At 38.3% G+C, this 16,370-nt stretch carries 17 protein-coding genes and 1 other annotated feature (1 of these 18 running past the window's edge); of the genes, 11 read left to right on the top strand and 6 right to left on the bottom strand.

From position 1 onward, the window contains the following. Window positions 1–3 precede the first annotated feature (3 nt). The 3 genes from AC6BKE_RS05155 (at window position 4) to AC6BKE_RS05165 (ending at window position 3,172) form a co-directional block, all read left to right on the top strand. Window positions 4–1,557, top strand: a complete 1,554-nt coding sequence (locus tag AC6BKE_RS05155; protein ID WP_058843891.1) for a BCCT family transporter — start codon at window positions 4–6, stop codon at window positions 1,555–1,557. Between the two features lie 366 nt (window positions 1,558–1,923). Next, window positions 1,924–2,580 carry a hypothetical protein gene (locus tag AC6BKE_RS05160; RefSeq protein WP_499856091.1) on the top strand — a complete coding sequence of 219 codons (657 nt, stop codon included), beginning with the start codon at window positions 1,924–1,926 and terminating at the stop codon, window positions 2,578–2,580. 79 nt (window positions 2,581–2,659) lie between these two features. Further along, window positions 2,660–3,172 carry a YfiT family bacillithiol transferase gene (locus AC6BKE_RS05165; protein WP_499856093.1) on the top strand — a complete coding sequence of 171 codons (513 nt, stop codon included), beginning with the start codon at window positions 2,660–2,662 and terminating at the stop codon, window positions 3,170–3,172. A gap of 82 nt (window positions 3,173–3,254) precedes the next feature. Here AC6BKE_RS05165 and AC6BKE_RS05170 read toward each other — a convergent pair whose 3' ends face one another. Beyond that, window positions 3,255–3,869 (bottom strand): exosporium glycoprotein BclB-related protein, encoded by a 615-nt coding sequence (locus AC6BKE_RS05170; RefSeq protein WP_058843893.1) that lies wholly within the window; start codon window positions 3,867–3,869, stop codon window positions 3,255–3,257. Between the two features lie 713 nt (window positions 3,870–4,582). Beyond that, entirely contained in the window at window positions 4,583–5,758 is a 1,176-nt protein-coding gene (locus tag AC6BKE_RS05175) for a hypothetical protein (protein ID WP_499856096.1), read from the bottom strand. Window positions 5,759–5,993: 235 nt separating this feature from the next. Between AC6BKE_RS05175 and AC6BKE_RS05180 the strand changes: the two genes are divergently transcribed. Next, window positions 5,994–6,632 (top strand): BMQ_0737 family morphogenetic spore coat protein, encoded by a 639-nt coding sequence (locus tag AC6BKE_RS05180; RefSeq protein ID WP_036128625.1) that lies wholly within the window; start codon window positions 5,994–5,996, stop codon window positions 6,630–6,632. 183 nt (window positions 6,633–6,815) lie between these two features. On the opposite strand, the gene AC6BKE_RS05185 is transcribed toward AC6BKE_RS05180, so the two are convergent. Then, complete coding sequence (locus AC6BKE_RS05185) at window positions 6,816–8,165, bottom strand: IS1182-like element ISBsp5 family transposase (RefSeq protein WP_499856098.1); 1,350 nt, start codon at window positions 8,163–8,165, stop codon at window positions 6,816–6,818. Between the two features lie 384 nt (window positions 8,166–8,549). Here AC6BKE_RS05185 and AC6BKE_RS05190 point away from each other — a divergent pair, with 384 nt between their 5' ends. Genes AC6BKE_RS05190 through AC6BKE_RS05200 form a run of 3 tightly spaced genes read left to right on the top strand, consistent with a single transcriptional unit; the run spans window position 8,550 to window position 10,142 of the window. Next, entirely contained in the window at window positions 8,550–9,122 is a 573-nt protein-coding gene (locus tag AC6BKE_RS05190) for a hypothetical protein (protein ID WP_036128622.1), read from the top strand. After that, window positions 9,115–9,396, top strand: a complete 282-nt coding sequence (locus tag AC6BKE_RS05195) for a hypothetical protein (protein ID WP_036128620.1) — start codon at window positions 9,115–9,117, stop codon at window positions 9,394–9,396. The genes AC6BKE_RS05190 and AC6BKE_RS05195 overlap by 8 nt, the downstream gene beginning before the upstream one ends. Before the next feature lie 11 nt (window positions 9,397–9,407). Continuing rightward, complete coding sequence (locus tag AC6BKE_RS05200; protein ID WP_499856099.1) at window positions 9,408–10,142, top strand: hypothetical protein; 735 nt, start codon at window positions 9,408–9,410, stop codon at window positions 10,140–10,142. 328 nt (window positions 10,143–10,470) lie between these two features. Here the strand turns inward: AC6BKE_RS05200 and rpmG are convergent, their stop codons facing one another. Next, complete coding sequence (rpmG, locus tag AC6BKE_RS05205) at window positions 10,471–10,620, bottom strand: 50S ribosomal protein L33 (protein ID WP_036128616.1); 150 nt, start codon at window positions 10,618–10,620, stop codon at window positions 10,471–10,473. Between the two features lie 169 nt (window positions 10,621–10,789). On the opposite strand from rpmG, the gene AC6BKE_RS05210 reads away from it, so the two are divergent. Continuing rightward, window positions 10,790–11,983, top strand: a complete 1,194-nt coding sequence (locus AC6BKE_RS05210; RefSeq protein WP_036128614.1) for a GTP-binding protein — start codon at window positions 10,790–10,792, stop codon at window positions 11,981–11,983. 19 nt (window positions 11,984–12,002) lie between these two features. Here AC6BKE_RS05210 and AC6BKE_RS05215 read toward each other — a convergent pair whose 3' ends face one another. Then, the gene (locus AC6BKE_RS05215) at window positions 12,003–12,545 is read right to left on the bottom strand and encodes an isoprenylcysteine carboxyl methyltransferase family protein (protein ID WP_101966888.1); all 543 of its coding nucleotides are present in this window, start codon (window positions 12,543–12,545) and stop codon (window positions 12,003–12,005) included. A gap of 1 nt (window position 12,546) precedes the next feature. After that, entirely contained in the window at window positions 12,547–13,629 is a 1,083-nt protein-coding gene (locus tag AC6BKE_RS05220; protein ID WP_499856100.1) for a type III polyketide synthase, read from the bottom strand. Between the two features lie 402 nt (window positions 13,630–14,031). Between AC6BKE_RS05220 and rsgA the strand changes: the two genes are divergently transcribed. The 3 genes from rsgA to AC6BKE_RS05235 are packed head-to-tail and all read left to right on the top strand — an operon-like array spanning window position 14,032 to window position 16,208. Continuing rightward, entirely contained in the window at window positions 14,032–15,102 is a 1,071-nt protein-coding gene (rsgA, locus tag AC6BKE_RS05225; protein ID WP_342504359.1) for a ribosome small subunit-dependent GTPase A, read from the top strand. Window positions 15,103–15,119: 17 nt separating this feature from the next. Then, the gene (gene fosM, locus AC6BKE_RS05230; RefSeq protein WP_036128605.1) at window positions 15,120–15,545 is read left to right on the top strand and encodes a FosM family fosfomycin resistance protein; all 426 of its coding nucleotides are present in this window, start codon (window positions 15,120–15,122) and stop codon (window positions 15,543–15,545) included. Between the two features lie 15 nt (window positions 15,546–15,560). After that, window positions 15,561–16,208 (top strand): HAD-IA family hydrolase, encoded by a 648-nt coding sequence (locus tag AC6BKE_RS05235; protein WP_036128603.1) that lies wholly within the window; start codon window positions 15,561–15,563, stop codon window positions 16,206–16,208. A 96-nt stretch (window positions 16,209–16,304) separates the two neighbouring features. After that, window positions 16,305–16,370 (top strand) — a binding site (T-box leader); it runs 196 nt beyond the window's last position.

The raw sequence follows: 16,370 nt of genomic DNA on the forward strand, positions 1-16,370 counted from the left end.
TGTATGCAAAATAAAATTTTAAAGAACCCAGTATTTCTTATTTCTAGTGGGGCAATTTTACTCTTAGTCATTATCGGAGCAACGATACCGGAAAAATTTAAGAACGTAGCAAACAGCGTATTTCATATGACAACGGATTATTTTGGTTGGTTTTATTTAATGGCAGTCTTTATTATCGTTATTTTTCTATTTGGCTTGGCGATTAGCAAATATGGCACCATTCGCTTAGGATCTGAAGATGGTCGTCCAGAATTTAGTTTTCTAACATGGATTTCCATGCTCTTTTCAGCTGGACTAGGTGTCGGACTGGTTTTTTGGGGCGTGGCTGAGCCTATGAGTCATTACTTTTCACCACCCTTTAGTGACACAGAACCTCTTTCAACGGATGCAGCCAGATTGGCAATGGGTTATTCCTTCTTTCATTGGGGATTAAGCCAATGGTCTGTTTATGCCATATTGGGGCTTGTTATGGCCTATGTTCAATTCAATAAAAAAAGAAATATGCTCATCTCTACCGCTTTAGAGCCTATAACGGGAACAAATCGAGTCGTTAAAGGAACGATCGATATTCTTGCGGTCATTGCTACAGTTATGGGGGTAGCCACATCCATAGGGCTTGGCGTGCTACAAACGAACGGAGGTTTGACTTTCGTCTTTGGTTTGCCGGATACATTTATCTTGCAAGTAGCCATTATTCTTATCATGTTTATTGGCTATATGTTGTCTGCAACGACAGGACTTCAAAAGGGCATGAAGATCCTGAGTAATGTCAATATGACTTTAGCGATTGTCTTACTGTTATTCGTTTTTATTACAGGTCCAACGATTTTCATACTTGAGACGTTTACATTAGCGATAGGTGATTACATTTCTAACTTTATTCAATACAGTTTAAGAATGCAGCCATATGTTGGGGGAACTTGGGTGAAGGATTGGACAATCTTTTACTGGGCATGGGCAATCGCTTGGTCACCCTTTGTTGGCTCCTTTATTGCTCGTGTATCCAAGGGGAGAACCATTCGAGAATTCATTATAGGGGTATTAATTATTCCGCCTATTATTGCTTGCTTTTGGATTGCCACATTCGGTGGAACGGCTATGTGGTTTGATTTACATCAAGATGCAGAAATCGCTCAATCTGTTCATAATGATGTAACTGTTGCCCTATTCCAGTTGTTAGAACACTTGCCAGTTTCAACGCTTGCCTCTGTGATTGGAATACTGTTAATCGTTATATTTTTAATTACCTCTGCCGATTCCGCCACATTCATTATGGCAAGTATGACAACAAAAGGTTCTTTAAATCCGACAATATTATCGAAGCTAGTATGGGGTATTTTAATGGCTGCAATTTCAGGTGTTTTATTGTACACAGGAGGGCTTGAAGCATTGCAAACCGCCTCGTTAATTGCCGCATTGCCCTTTACCGTGATTTTACTGTTACTCATGTTTTCATACATTAAAATGATGAAGGATGAAGTTATTCCTCTGAAGAAAAAGGACATTCAACGTTTAAAAATAGCAAGAAAGCATATTGAAAAGGAAACAAAAAAATAAAGAAAAAAATTAAAGTAGTAAACCGTATTCGTGCATAATACGGTTTCTTTTTGTTTAAATATATGAAGAAAGGTGATTGAAGAGTTGTTGAGCTATGAAGGTAATTTTAGCAGAGATAAAGGATGCACCAATGAATATATAAGTTGATGCTACAGGCTTTGCAAGAGTACGAAAAAGCTCTAGTACACTGAGTGCAACGACAGAGTTAATTGAATATGCACTAATATGATCAAAAAAGGAATTTAGCGTAAAGTATGTATAAGTGTTCTACGAAATATTGAATTATACTGCTCGTTGGGTAATGTTGTAACGAATGAAGAAATGGGAGAGCAGCTAGCTATAGCTGCAATGGAAAGAGGGGGACAATTGATGAAAAAACTTGGCTGCTTGCATGCTCATCATTCAAATATAGAGTACATAGAGCAAGCTTTTCAAAGTGAGGAAGATTTAGAGCTGCTTCATTTTGTAGATCCTGGCGTTTTACAGCATGTGTCGAAAGGTAGTGATGGTGTAGCATATAAGGTTAAGGAGCAAATAGAATGGATTATTAGCTGTGATGTGGATGCGATGTTAATAACGTGTACAAATTATATTGCTTTATTAGAGAATGAGGCTGTGTTCAATGCCCCGATACCCATTATAAAGATTGACGAGCCTTTTTTTGAAAGCATATGTAATGTGCAACAGCCTCAAATTATTCTTTTTACAAATCCTGCGACAGTAGAAGGAACGATGGCAAGACTTCACCAATATGCTAGGCAGCATGGGAAATCAGTAAATGTTGAGGCAAAAATCATCAAGGGGACATTTGATCTCATTATGCAAGGGAAAAAGAAAGCTTATAATGATGCTATTTCACAAGCTCTACATAAGTTAATGAGTGAGCAAAAGGCCATCTCCGTAGCTCAGCTCTCAATGATGGATGCGGCAAGACAATTTGAAGAGCAGACCGCTCAAACAATTATTCATCCACTAAGGGCTTTGGTTGAGGTCGTAAAGAAGCAAATGGAAGTAACGTTATAAAACAATTTCTATTTTAATAGGCAATACTGTTAATGGTACCATGGAAAAGTAAGAGAATAGAAACGGAGGAGATAGCACTATGACAGATCTACGATACCCTATTGGACAATTTCAATTCCCAAAAGAAATGACTCCACAGCGAGTACAGGAATGGATTGTAGACATTCGTTTATTTCCAAAACAACTGGCGGAAGCATTAAGTGGTGCAAGCGAGCATGCATTGGCTAAATCCTATCGTGAAAATGGCTGGACAGTTACACAGCTAGTCCATCATATTGCCGATAGTCATATGAATAGCTATATCCGTTTTAAGCTAGCGCTAACAGAGGATGTCCCAACCATTAAGCCATATAATGAAGCGGAATGGGCACAATTACCAGATTCTGAAATGCCAGTAGCAACTTCTTTTAATTTAATTGAAAATTTACATGAACGTTGGGTTTATTTACTGACAAGCTTAACGGAGGAACAATTACAAAGAGCCTTTCATCACCCTGATTCAGGGCTAACAACATTGGAACATGCAATTGGTCTCTATGCATGGCACGGTAAGCATCATTTGGCTCATATTCAGCATGCTTTGACGAACTAAAGAATAGTATTTTGTGAAAGAAATAAGTGATTTCCTAGTTACTGGAAATCACTTATTTGCTTGCTTAACTTTATAGTATATTTTATACGATAGTAATGCCTGCACTAGCGTTACCAGTAAGAGTTGCAATTACTCCTGTCGAAGTAGCGGAGAACACCATTAATAAACGGTCACCTGCAGATACTGGTACTGGAGTAACATTTGCTGTACCACTTGCTAGAGTACCTAGAACTACTGTTGAAAGAGCTGGTGCTAAGTCAACAAATGCTGTTGTAGGAGTGAAGACATTGCTTCCTGCTACCGCGTGATAAACTTGTGCTCTAACTGTTGCCGAGCCTATTATAGTTACACCAATAGTTGCAGAGAATGTAGCTGAAATAGATGTAATGGAACCTGCTCTAGAAACAGAAAAAGCTTCTGTTCCAACTAATGCTGATAAATCGATATTAGTACCTGCAAGGGATACGCCTGGAATAGATGTACCGAATCCCACAAGGCTTACTGTATCCACTAAACCTGTAGCAAGTGATACTAGTATAACCGGAACTGTTCCAGAAGCGAATGGGATGAGTGAGCCTGTTGCTACTGGTGGAGTAATACATGCTGCATCAATCGCTACAAAAGGTCCAAGTGCACTACATTCACCATTTCCATGACCGTTACCTGAACAGCCACACATTGAGTTATTAAAACACATTTTTACACCCCCTTTCTTCATTATTCTATTCAGTTCAGATTGGGGGTTAAGGGCAATTATCTTCTAAACCTACAAATTCGATGAATTCTTAAAAGACAGTTTTTATTGGAAACAAAAAGACATCCACTATGTGTGTAAATACATAGTGGATGTCATAGTGTTGAAAAACAAAACCATCCATAGAATTTATGTGAAAGGTGAAAATGGATTTCCGTTGCAGGCTACTTGCTTTCCTGTGGGCGAGCGCCGAGCCGCTTCCCTGTTTAGGGGCTCGCCTGTCTCGCTATCCCACGGGACTCAAGTAGCCTTCCACCCCATAAAATAAATTTAGCAAAGGTTCAAGTGAAGGCATTCACTACTCTTTTATGGAGGGTATTGTCACACATCACTTCTCCACATTGAAAGTAAGAGGCTATCCTCTCTTATACTATAAATAATGGGCTATTTTGTTCAGGAAAAGACACTTTTGCAGAATGGTTGATTGGAGTGGAGCCAGCGTCACTCCTAGGGGATTTAGCGTCACAGAGGAGACCCTGGAGCGAACGCAGTGAGTGAAGCGGCTCATCGGACGCCCCCTGGAAAGGACGCTGGCGGAACGGAAATCAACCCCTCGCCTTACAAAATTGCTTATTATGCCGTTGACATTACCTTTTTTCAACAACATGACATCCACTATGTGTGTAAATACATAGTGGATGTAAAAAATAAATAAGTTAACTCCATCTTTTAAAGAAATCGAAAAATGAGTTCTTTCCCTTCTTATTTTCTTCAATCGGCTTATTTACAGATTCAGGATGCGTATTCTCCTCTTCAAGGGACGAATGAACCTCATAAGCTGCTCCGGTTTGATACACTTCAACAAACTCCTCTGTTTCTAAAGAAGGAGAATGATAAATGTCAACAGGGTCAGCTATTGTTTCTGAAATGACTTGGTCGAGAGGTTCGCTAACTATTGCTGTAATATCTTGACTAACAGGCTCGCTAGGCAATTCCGAAATAACTTGTTCAAACGATTCTTTAGATATTTGGGAAAACTCAAGATTGTTATCCTCTTTTTCAGAATGCATAACCTCGCTAGGATCGTCTACTATTTCCGTTCCAATGCTAACCGATTCATGAACAATAGAAGAATTATTCTCGATGTTTTCATCACTTGAAGTAGGCTGTACAGCAGATGGGTCATAAATACTTACTGGAACTTCCTTTGCATCCGTGGCATTTTTAAAATGGAAGGTGGATTCAACTGTCGTGTTTCTGTATAAACCATTGTATATTTGGCTTGGGTGCGTATTAATTGATTGAAAATATTGTTGATTAAAATGTCGCTCTTCAGGCTTAGTTGCCTGTAGATCATTGCCAGGAGAAGGAGCGCTATTATTTACATTTAGTTGGTGGTTTGTAGCTTTACCTGCCAAACTTTGCAGTAGTCTATAAGAGGGCTGTGCTGATGTAATCGTCGTTTGATCTGTTGTCTGAGCCATTCTAGGTTGTCTAGGTAAAAGAGTAGCCGAAGTTTGAGAAGGCAATTCAATGGAGGAAGGCATGGTTGTTGTATCATTTTCTTCAACTGTTAATAATTTGTTTAAAACCGCTAAAATCTCTTGATTCATCCCTTCAATGGTTTGATTCAAAGATTCAATCTGTGTTGAAAGAAGCTTTATTTGGTCATCATAGCCTTTTATATACGAATTTTGTTTACTATCTAATGTCTCTGTGATCCCTTCTAAATGGGCCATTTGTGTTTTCAGTCCATCAAACTCCTGCTGCATATAAAGGAAATCTTCAATTGACGTTCCCATCTTTAATGAAGTTAACGATTCTCTGTAGGTTTCAATTTTTTGCTTTAATTTTTCAATTTCTTGAGTGGTATACAATTTTGACTCTTCCATTGTAGTTCACCCCTTTCAGTCCATTATTAGTTTATTAAAAATATTGACTTTCTGTTACAAATATACCGGTCCTTTCAACATTTTAGTCTTCCTATAAAGAAGAAAGTGTGTGAAAAAATGATCCTTTGCTGATTTTAACAAATATCATAAGGAACTATTTGTTAGCCCATGCACTTATAGCTGAAAAACATATGCTACAAACGAAAGATAAAAATTTTATGGAGGTGTCAAAAGGATGCAAGAGCATATGCCATCCCAGGCGCAGGAACTAATTTGTATAAATGTCGATAAGGTATATGACTGGATTGTAAAAGAAATGTCATTTGATATTTCTCCTACTGGAGCAATTACATTCCCAGGCGTAACACCAACGACTGACTTAACTGGTGCAATTGTTACATGTAGAGTAATTCCAGCTGCTACAAACCCAATTGTGATCCTGAACCGTGAGAATCGTCAATTCTCTATTGATGGATCAACTGTTTGTCTGCAACATTTAAATATTCAAAAGAACTTCATTCTAACGATTGTCGTTACTTTACCTAATGGTACTGTTTTCACAAGTGCTGAAATTCCAGTTTCTCGCTGTGAGCAAGTGACATTATGTGCTCCTAAAGGTACAGATGTTGAAATCTTATACACAGATTTAGATTGCTTCGTATGTACAACTGGAACACTTGCAGCTGGAACAGGTACAATTACGTTTTCTGCGTTAACAATTACTGTTGCCGTTTGTCAAAGCATTCAGTCTACATTCCCAGTTACTGTGGAATTTTTAGCAACTTTCTGCGAACCAAGAGCAGACTTACCATTCTCATGTCCAACTGCAGTTCGTCCACAACAGTGCCCTATTATTTTCCCAACTTTAGGTTAACGGTGCTAACAAATAGAGGAAAGTCATATCATGAAGAGAGGATAATCCTCTCTTCAGATTGTAGACAAAAGCCCATCGAGAAGTTCACTCTCGATGGCTTTTGTCATTTTTCTTCCTATTTTATTTTCAACATTTGGTAATATACTACCAAATTCAACATACTCTTCGAGCTTAGTTGCTCTCTTAAGCTACTTGCCACGTCCAAGTAGCCAGTTTCTTTAAATTCATGGCAGCAAAAGTAAGCATCGCCTGCATGGACAATTTTTTTAGACCTCTTAAGGTTGTCCATCGCATACCATGCTTTTCTTTTGCATCGGCAAAGACACGCTCAATCGTTTCTTTGCGCTTTGCATAAATCTGTTTGATGTCATAGGAATGGCGTAAATGTTCAGCTTCCTCCACATACGACTCCCAAATATGGCGTTGAATGAGTTTTTGATGATGCTTACTTTCTGTACATTGGGAAAGGCTTGGACACTTCGAACAAATCAAAGGATTCGATTTATATTGGCGATATCCTTCCTTCGTCGTTGTCGCATACTTCAATATCTGCCCTTGTGGGCAAAGATAACAATTATAGTGCTCGTCATATGTATACTCGTGCTTTCGGAAGAATCCATCTTTCGTTTTAGGACGTGTATACGGAAGAACAGGCAACATTTGATTCTCTAACAAAAAGTTCGTAATCGCTGGTGTTTTATAGGCTGCATCTGCCGCAACGGCGATTGGTTTTTGAACGTTTTGAATGACCCTTTCCACAAGTGGCTGTAATACATGGCTATCGTGCACATTTCCCGGAGTCACAATGGTACCTAAGACAAAGCCTTTTTCGTCTGTGGCTGCATGAAAGGAATATGCAAACTGCTTCGTACGTTCATCCTTCACGTAATAGCCACTTTCAGGATCTGTCGTGCTTTCCTTTATTTCTTTCCATTCTTCTTTTTCAAATTTCTCCGGGGGAAAGGGCTTTTTTCCGTGTTCCTCACGATCCATATTTAACTCTAATTGAAGCTTCTCTTCATAAGCCCGTGTTTCTTTTCGCACGACCTTTTTATCATACTTCCGTTTATTCGCACTCGCTTTCACATGCGTAGAATCGATAAATAAATGGTCTGCATGGAGGAGTCCTTGATGCATAATCTCTTTTAAAATACGATAGAATATCTGTTCAAATATATCGGTGTCTTGAAAGCGACGGACATAATTTTTACCGAAGGTAGAGAAATGCAGGACTTCTGTATGGAAGCCAAATCCTAAAAACCAGCGATACGCCATATTCGTTTCAATTTCTTTGATCGTTTGACGCATGGAGCGAATGCCAAAAACATATTGAATAAACGTCATTTTAAAGAGAACAACAGGATCAATACTTGGACGCCCATTAGGTGAATAGAGATGTTCTACTAAAGGATAGATAAATGAAAAATCAATAGCAGCCTCCAGTTTTCTCACTAAATGATCGTTGGGAACTAATTGATCAATCGTTAACATTTCTAATTGTTCACGTTCATTGGTATGATTTTTCGTCATCATGGTTGATCACCTCAAAAGTTTACTTTTTATCAATAGATGAATAAGGAATTCCTTATGTAGAAGTTGATTGGAACGAAGGGCGGCGACTCCTGCGGGAAAAGCGGGAAAGTCGAGATCCTGGACTGAGCGAAGCGAGGGAAGCAGCTCGACCCCGCCCGCGGAAAGCGTCCGCCCGTAGTGGAAATCAACGGCTTTACTTTATTTCATTGTAAAAGAAAAAAGACTGTAGGCAAACTCAAAATTCATCGAGTTTGTCTACAGTCTGAAGAGAGGATAATCCTCTCTTTTTTTTATTTTAAGTCAGCGGATGTCGCAGATTTCCAAAATAATCTGGATACCATTACGCCTAGGCACAATTGATGGAAAATAGTAAGGAGGTACGGAGTGAAAAATCGTGTAGAAGACAAGATACAGGAATTAAAAGAACAAACAAACGCTTATGTTTATGAAATTAAACAGCTGGTCGAGGGGCTGACCATTCCAAACAGAGTCAACCTCATTAGTTATTTTACAACCTCGTTCAATATTTCTTATGACCCTGAACAAGAAAGTTTATGTTTAGGCTCCTATCATATTCACAATATCGGTAGTACAGCCATTACAAACCCCTATCTGTGTATAACATTACCGAAGGAATCGCCATTTTACTTTTCTGGGAGATATGTTCATGAAAATTTTACGCCAAATTTTAAGACACAGGGACAGAGCAACTGGGAACGTTTTAACGATAAATTAAGCAAAGAGGAGTACTGGCTGAAACCCGTAGGAAAATCAATAATCGAACCGAATGAAACCATTTCATTTACTAATTTTCAAATAAAATGGTCACATAATTTACCATATTCAGGCACTATTATGGGTTTTACATATTGCGATCAGCTTACAGATGGTATTGTCGTTTTAAATCCGATTAATCTCAATGGAATGGGCCAAACACAGGAGGAAGACAATGAGTGAAAATGAAAAACAAGAGTTTGGTAGTGTGCTCCATCAATTATTGAAGGAGCAACTAAGTCGCCGTAATGAACAGGATAATAGCTTTGCATTTCTTGAAAAAAGTACATTACATTTATTAATCGCCTCTCTTGTCTTAGGCGAAAAGAGTGATGCTGAACAATCACAACATCCACAACAAGAAGCGGAGTGGATAAAGCAGTTGGATGAAATACTAGAGGAAAGTAGAATGCAGTTTGAAGAGGTGGTTGATTTACTAAAAAGGTATTCTGGCTAGGGGGTATGATGATGGACAATGATATTGTAAAAAACAATGATCCAATACAGCTCCAACAAATGATTATTTTTTTAAGGGCCGAATTAGCCAAGTATAAAAATGAAGTGAAAAGGCTTAGAGATAGTGATTATTATGCTTTAGTTCTGCGGCTCGAACGAGAAAATATACAATTAACAAGACTAAGAAAAGATCTTTCGATGGAGCTATTAAAGTTGAAAAGAGACTTTGACAAAGAGCTTCAAGCCTACGATGAAGAAATTCAAAAACGAGAAGGACAAAGAAAAAAACAAATTGCATCCATAGAAGTATTATTAAAGGAAGTTGCCGAATTGCGAGCTGAAAATAAGTCATTGAAGAACCGTGTTCAAGTCTCACATAAAGCTTCGATTGAGACAAATGATAAAGCTATTATTGAAGGTCTAGATAAAAAAATAAGCGACTATACAACAGTAACAGGTAAACAAATGAAGCATATTATAGAGGCGCTAGAAACATATCATAGGGATAAAGTAGAAGCGGACAGCCTTCAACAGCAACTATTAAGAGAGTTGGAGATGAAAAATTTAGAAATTGAAAGATTAACCCATGAATTAGTTGAATTCAAAAATCAAACTGATGGTAGTAGCTCATCGATAAAGCAACAAGTCCAGATAGATGAACAAATAAATTTCAGATTAAGGGTGCTCGATGAATTAGATCAAAAATTGAACGAGCTAGCTTTAGAAATCAATAGAAAGCAAGTATAGCTGAAAATTTTATAATGACTGTTTCAAAATGTATACCTTTGAAACAGTCATTTTTTAGTTGCTCGATTTGAAGGGATGTTGGAGGTGCTACGTTTGATGGAAGGGAAAGCTGCTTGAGCTCCGCTCGAGAAGAGCTAAACTTCGTTCTCAAAATAGAGTAGGTCGCTCAAAGGTTTGCCAACAGCGTTCTCAAAGTGTGGAAACTGGTGTTAAAGAAAGCCCCATCTGCTCCAAGATTAGATAACCTCGCACTTGCCCCTGCTCCAACAATAGAGAAATCCACTCAATAAATGCATCAGCACTACTCCAAATTTATCCCATTGCAAAATTATTTTGTTTCTCTATGGACTGTTACGCGTTTCAGGCGAGGGGAGTATTTTTTAAGCTCCAATCTTTCTGGGTGATTGCGTTTATTTTTAGTCGTTATATAGTTTTTATCACCTGTTTCAGTGCAGGCTAGTGTTATTTGAACACGCATGTATGACCCTCCTTTTAAATAGTAATTGTTACGATTTAAACAATATATTTCTCACCGAATATTGTCAAGTTTATTTTTGTAAGTAATAAAAAGCTTTGCATTTTCCAATATTGTATGATTTAATTACAAATTGTAAATAGTAATGATTACGATTTAAGGAGTTGTAATAATGACAAAGAGAATTCCCGTTACAGTATTGAGTGGTTATTTAGGTTCTGGTAAAACAACTATGATGAATCATGTATTGCAAAACAACAAGGATTTACGTGTCGCGGTTATTGTGAATGATATGAGTGAAATTAATATTGATGCGGAGCTGATTGCTAATGGCAGCGGTATATCGCGTACAGAGGAAAAATTTGTAGAGCTATCCAATGGCTGTATTTGTTGTACATTAAGAGAGGATTTATTGCAGGAGGTGGAACGTCTTGCGAAGCTTGGCAATATTGATTATATTTTGATTGAATCGACGGGGATTAGTGAGCCAATTCCAGTTGCACAAACATTTAGTTATTTAGATGAGGAGCTTGGCATCGATTTAACGAAGTTTTGCCAATTAGATACAATGGTTACTGTCGTGGATGCACATCGCTTTTGGCATGATTTTCAGTCGGGAGAAAGCTTATTAGAACGTAAGGAAGCGGTTGGTGAATTAGATGAACGTGATGTTGCGGATCTGCTCATTGATCAAATTGAATTTTGTGACGTCCTGGTCTTAAATAAGTGTGATTTAGTATCGGCAGAGGAGCTTGAACGGTTAGAACGTATTTTGCGTGCATTGCAACCAGAAGCGAAACTTATTCGTACAACAAACGGTGTGATTGATCCAGCAGATATTTTAAATACAGGTCGCTTTGACTTTGAACGGGTTTCAGAGTCGGCTGGTTGGCTAAAGGAATTAGAGCTTGGTCATGAAAATCATACACCAGAGACAGAAGAGTATGGAATATCTTCATTCACCTATAAAAGCAAAAGACCCTTCCATCCGATGCGTTTTGTTGAGTGGTGTGATCAAATGCCAGAATCGATTGTACGAGCAAAGGGAATTGTTTGGAGTGCAAGACATCAGGATGTTGCACTATTATTATCTCAGGCTGGTTCATCTGCAAAAATTGAACCTGTTTCTTATTGGGTAGCAGCCCTACCTAAAGCACAGCAGCAGGATGTATTTCAGCAAAGTCCTGAAGTATTGGAGGATTGGGATGAAGAATTTGGAGATCGAATGACACAGCTTGTTATTATTGGGATTGATTTAAATCGAGAAGATATTATCAAACAATTGGACAACTGTTTATTAACGGATGAAGAGTTCCATAATCCTTGGGAGCGTCTACAGGACCCATTCAACTGGGAATGGCATTAAGAAGAAAAGAAGATTTCGGTTAAGACTCCGAAATCTTCTTTTGAAATACACGATTATAATTAGTAGCATCTCGTAATGCTTTTTCTTCTATAGGAATTCGTACAGAAAGCATTGTAATATTTAATAATGTAAAACAAAATGCTGTAAAGTAAGCCTGAAACATGAGAGGTAGTAAAAGGATTTCCAAACAAACTACCGCATAATTGGGATGACGCATATATTCATATGGCCCTTTACGGACAACTTGAGCATCAGGTAATATAAGAATTTTTGTATTCCAAAAGGAGCCCAAAGAGCGAATACACCAAATCCTTAAGGCCTGCACAGCTATAAATAATAGAAAAAATAATGGGAATAAGGGCGAGATACCATTGTTATTTGTGACGATTTCTACAATTAAAAACAGAAAAAAACTAACATGCATTGTGACCATATAGGGATAATGAGAGGCACCTACTTCATAGGCTCCTTGTGAAAACATCCATTTCTCATTGCGTTTGGCAATGACAACCTCTGTCAGTCTTTGTAGAATGACAATAGTTAAAATAAGATAGAAGATCATGTTACTCCCTCCAGTTTAATAATACAGCTTCTGCACAAAAACCAGGGCCAAGAGCGATGAGTAAACCTGTATCCTCCACTTGTCCTTCATGTAGCATAAATTGCTCTAATACATACAACACAGTTGGTGATGACATATTGCCATGTTGGCGCAATATTTCCCGAGAAATGTCGGTTTTTTGGGGAGACAAATAAAGTGTATCTTCATAAGCTTTTAAAACCTTTTTCCCTCCAGGATGAGCGATGAAATGAGTAAGTTGCTCACTATATAGTCCTTGTTCCATTAAAAATTTTTCAATGAATGGTCCAAGCCAATTAGTAATAATGGCAGGAATACTTTTTTGAAAAATAACATGAAGTCCATTGTTTTTTACATTCCAACCCATCACATTTTCTGAATCTGGCATCCATTTAGAGCCTGTTGCCAAAATAGAAGGTGTTGTTTTTTTTGTATCGATGGTTAAGTCGTCTCCGCAAACGAGAATACAAGCAGCACCATCTGCAAAAAGAGAAGCACCGATTAAATTACTTTTAGAAAAATCATTTGGCTGAAAAGTGAGGCTACATAACTCGACACAAACGACAAGCACCTTCGCATGTGGATGGGCTTTACAAAAATCAAAGGCTCTACTTACACCTGCTGCTCCGCCAGCACATCCTAACCCCCATAGTGGAATACGTTTCAGTCGATCTGAAAAGGGAAGTTTATTCATCACACGCGCATCAATGCTTGGTGTTGAAATGCCAGTACTACTGACAAAAATGATGGCATCAATCTCTTCGGGAGAAATGGGTGAAGATAAAAAAGCATCATTTTCTAAACATGCCTGGATGACGTTCACGCTGTATTGTGTAGCTAATTCAATATATAAATCATTGCGTTCCTCAAAGGAGTGATTCGTACGATGCCATTCTGATGGAACACAAAAATGGCGGGTGTCGATGCCACCATTTTCAAAAACCTTTAAGTAGCGCTCTAGTTTGGGGATTTTTGCATAGAAAAGCTCTTTCGTTAGTTCCTCTGCATTTGATTGCTGTAATGTGTAAGGTGGTTGATGTGTGCTAATAGAAATGATTTTAGGCAATTCAACATCTCCTCGCATTTAGTGGTCTTGTTCATTCTATGCGTCGAGGATTAGAATAAATGCTTATAAGATTATAATTGACAATTTCTGAAAATTTAGCTATATTGATAACAACTAAATGGAAAGAAGGTGATGTGACATGATGAATAGATCTATTTTTAGCGAACTGCAATTCGGTTTGTTCCATTTCACACGCCTAAAATATACAAAGTGACGCCGTGCTATAACTCGGGGTATTTGTGTATCTTTTAAACGTGCCTGTGAAACCTTGTAACTGCCGAATTGCAGCTACAAGGTTTTTTTCGTGGTTCAAAAAATGCTGAATGACGATAGAGTCTCTGGCGGATATTACAGACATTGCGCTGAGGCGTCAAGGATATGTACGTTTAGGAGGAAAATAAATTGAATTTAACAACAGTAGGTTTTACAACGTATTTTGAAGAGCAAATGATGGAAATGAAAAAACAGCCTAAATTGAAGAATTGTGTGCCTGCAAGGGTTACATTAGAGCATAAGCATTCTTACCGAGTGTTAGCCGAAGAGGGCGAATGGCTTGCGACAATTGCTGGTCATTATGCGTATACGTCTTTAGCTCGGGAGGACTATCCAGCAGTTGGTGATTGGGTGCTAGTAGAGAAAATGCCCGGTGAGGAACGAGCAATTATTCATCAGCTATTCCAACGAAAATCTGTATTTTCACGTAAAGTTGCAGGAACTGAAATTCAAGAACAGATTGTCGCATCAAATGTCGATATCGTGTTACTTGTTATGAGCTTGAACGCTGATTTTAATATTCGACGTTTGGAGAGATATTTAGTAGCTGCCTGGGATTCAGGGGCAAGGCCAGTGATTGTCCTGACGAAGGCAGATTTATGTGAGGATACTGCAAGCTTGGTACAAGAAGTTGAGTCTGTAGCATTTGGTGTAGATATTTTTGTGACGAGTGCTTTATCGGGCGAAGGCTTAATGGAAATTAAGACATTGTTCACGGAGGGAGTGACAGGGGCATTGCTAGGCTCTTCAGGGGCAGGGAAGTCGACCTTAACAAATGCTTTGTGTGGGGAGATGCTGATGAAGGTTGCTGGTATTCGTGAGGAAGATGCTAAGGGTCGTCATACAACTACTCATCGAGAGTTAGTCATATTACCAGATGGGGGCTGTTTAATCGATACACCAGGGATGCGTGAGCTTCAATTATGGGATCAAGGTGATAGTTTAGCTTCAAGCTTTCAAGATATTGAGGAACTAGCAACAGCTTGTCGTTATCGTGATTGTACTCATCAAAAAGAGCCTTATTGTGCTGTCCAGCAAGCTATTGTTGATGGAGAGTTGGATCAATATCGCCTCCAAAGCTACTTTAAGCTCCAAAGAGAATTAGCTTATATGGAACGCAAAACCAATGCACAGGCGAAACTTGAGGAGCAACGTAAATGGAAGCAGATTTCTAAAGGAATAAAAAAAGGTAAAAAATAAGCATTAGGAGCTTAGTTATGACCATTCAACATATTAATCATTTACTATTTTCTGTATCCAATTTAGAGGAATCCATCGCATTCTATGAAAATGTTTTCGATGCTAAATTGCTAGTAAAGGGGAAAAGCACAGCCTATTTTGATGTAAATGGGCTGTGGCTCGCCCTGAATGTAGAGAGGGATATACCACGGAATGAAATCCATCATTCCTATACCCACATCGCCTTTACTATTTGTGAGGATGACTATAATAAAATGTATGATAAATTGCTACAATTAAAGGTCAATATTTTAACAGGGCGTCAAAGAGATGAGAAGGACAAAAAATCGATTTACTTTACAGACCCAGATGGTCATAAATTTGAATTTCATACAGGAACTTTGCAAGATCGTTTGGCTTATTATAAGCAGGAAAAGCCTCACATGACGTTTTTTGATAATTAATCAGGGAGTGATTCTATGAATAAAGCTTTTATTTTTGATATGGATGGCACGTTATTTCAAACAAATCTTATATTAGAGCCTGCGCTCGACGCAACATTTGATGTGCTACGGACAAGTGGCTTGTGGCAAGGAGAAACACCGATAGAAAAATACAGAGAAATAATGGGCGTTCCTTTACCTGTTGTGTGGGAAACATTATGTCCTATGCATGCAATAGAGATACGTGAAGAGAGCAATGTTTTGTTCCATATAAAGCTGATTGAGCAAATACGCAATCATCAGGGAGCTTTATATCCACATGCTGAACAAACTCTTGCAGCATTATCAGAGAATTATCCGTTATACATAGCGAGTAATGGACAGGTTGACTATTTACAGGCGATTGTTGAAACCTATCAATTAGAGCGTTTTATAAAGGGAATCTACAGCATTCAATCTATTGCAAGTGGGCATAAATCAGATCTAGTAAAACGAGTTGTAGAAGAAAATGAAATCGAGAACGGGGTAGTGGTGGGAGATCGTTCGTCGGATATTCAGGCTGCACATGACAATCAACTACAGTCGATAGGCGTTCGTTTTGACTTTGCACAGGATAACGAATTGCAAAAGGCAGACATTATAATAGATGATTTAACAGCGTTATTAAACATCACATTCAATTAATTGCTTAAATTTTAATCTTTATCGAAAAATAGAGTTGATTTAACGACAATCATTGCATTTCATCACTAGAAAGCGTAAAATAGTGCCAATCCTATAGGAAAAGCATTGAAAAGGAAAAGTAAATTGGAGCAGCATTTTGTAGAGAGCCTCTGTTGGTGGAAA

This window comes from Lysinibacillus sp. COL-1, assembly GCF_059814265.1.

Bases quoted from the DNA above. Each gene is read 5' to 3' on its own strand.
- AC6BKE_RS05155 (WP_058843891.1), top strand. From the start codon at position 4: ATGCAAAATAAAATTTTAAAGAACCCAGTATTTCTTATTTCTAGTGGG.
- AC6BKE_RS05165 (WP_499856093.1), top strand. From the start codon at position 2,660: ATGACAGATCTACGATACCCTATTGGACAATTTCAATTCCCAAAAGAA.
- AC6BKE_RS05170 (WP_058843893.1), bottom strand. From the start codon at position 3,869: ATGTGTTTTAATAACTCAATGTGTGGCTGTTCAGGTAACGGTCATGGA.
- AC6BKE_RS05175 (WP_499856096.1), bottom strand. From the start codon at position 5,758: ATGGAAGAGTCAAAATTGTATACCACTCAAGAAATTGAAAAATTAAAG.
- AC6BKE_RS05180 (WP_036128625.1), top strand. From the start codon at position 5,994: ATGCAAGAGCATATGCCATCCCAGGCGCAGGAACTAATTTGTATAAAT.
- AC6BKE_RS05185 (WP_499856098.1), bottom strand. From the start codon at position 8,165: ATGATGACGAAAAATCATACCAATGAACGTGAACAATTAGAAATGTTA.
- AC6BKE_RS05195 (WP_036128620.1), top strand. From the start codon at position 9,115: ATGAGTGAAAATGAAAAACAAGAGTTTGGTAGTGTGCTCCATCAATTA.
- AC6BKE_RS05200 (WP_499856099.1), top strand. From the start codon at position 9,408: ATGGACAATGATATTGTAAAAAACAATGATCCAATACAGCTCCAACAA.
- rpmG (WP_036128616.1), bottom strand. From the start codon at position 10,620: ATGCGTGTTCAAATAACACTAGCCTGCACTGAAACAGGTGATAAAAAC.
- AC6BKE_RS05210 (WP_036128614.1), top strand. From the start codon at position 10,790: ATGACAAAGAGAATTCCCGTTACAGTATTGAGTGGTTATTTAGGTTCT.
- AC6BKE_RS05215 (WP_101966888.1), bottom strand. From the start codon at position 12,545: ATGATCTTCTATCTTATTTTAACTATTGTCATTCTACAAAGACTGACA.
- fosM (WP_036128605.1), top strand. From the start codon at position 15,120: ATGACCATTCAACATATTAATCATTTACTATTTTCTGTATCCAATTTA.
- AC6BKE_RS05235 (WP_036128603.1), top strand. From the start codon at position 15,561: ATGAATAAAGCTTTTATTTTTGATATGGATGGCACGTTATTTCAAACA.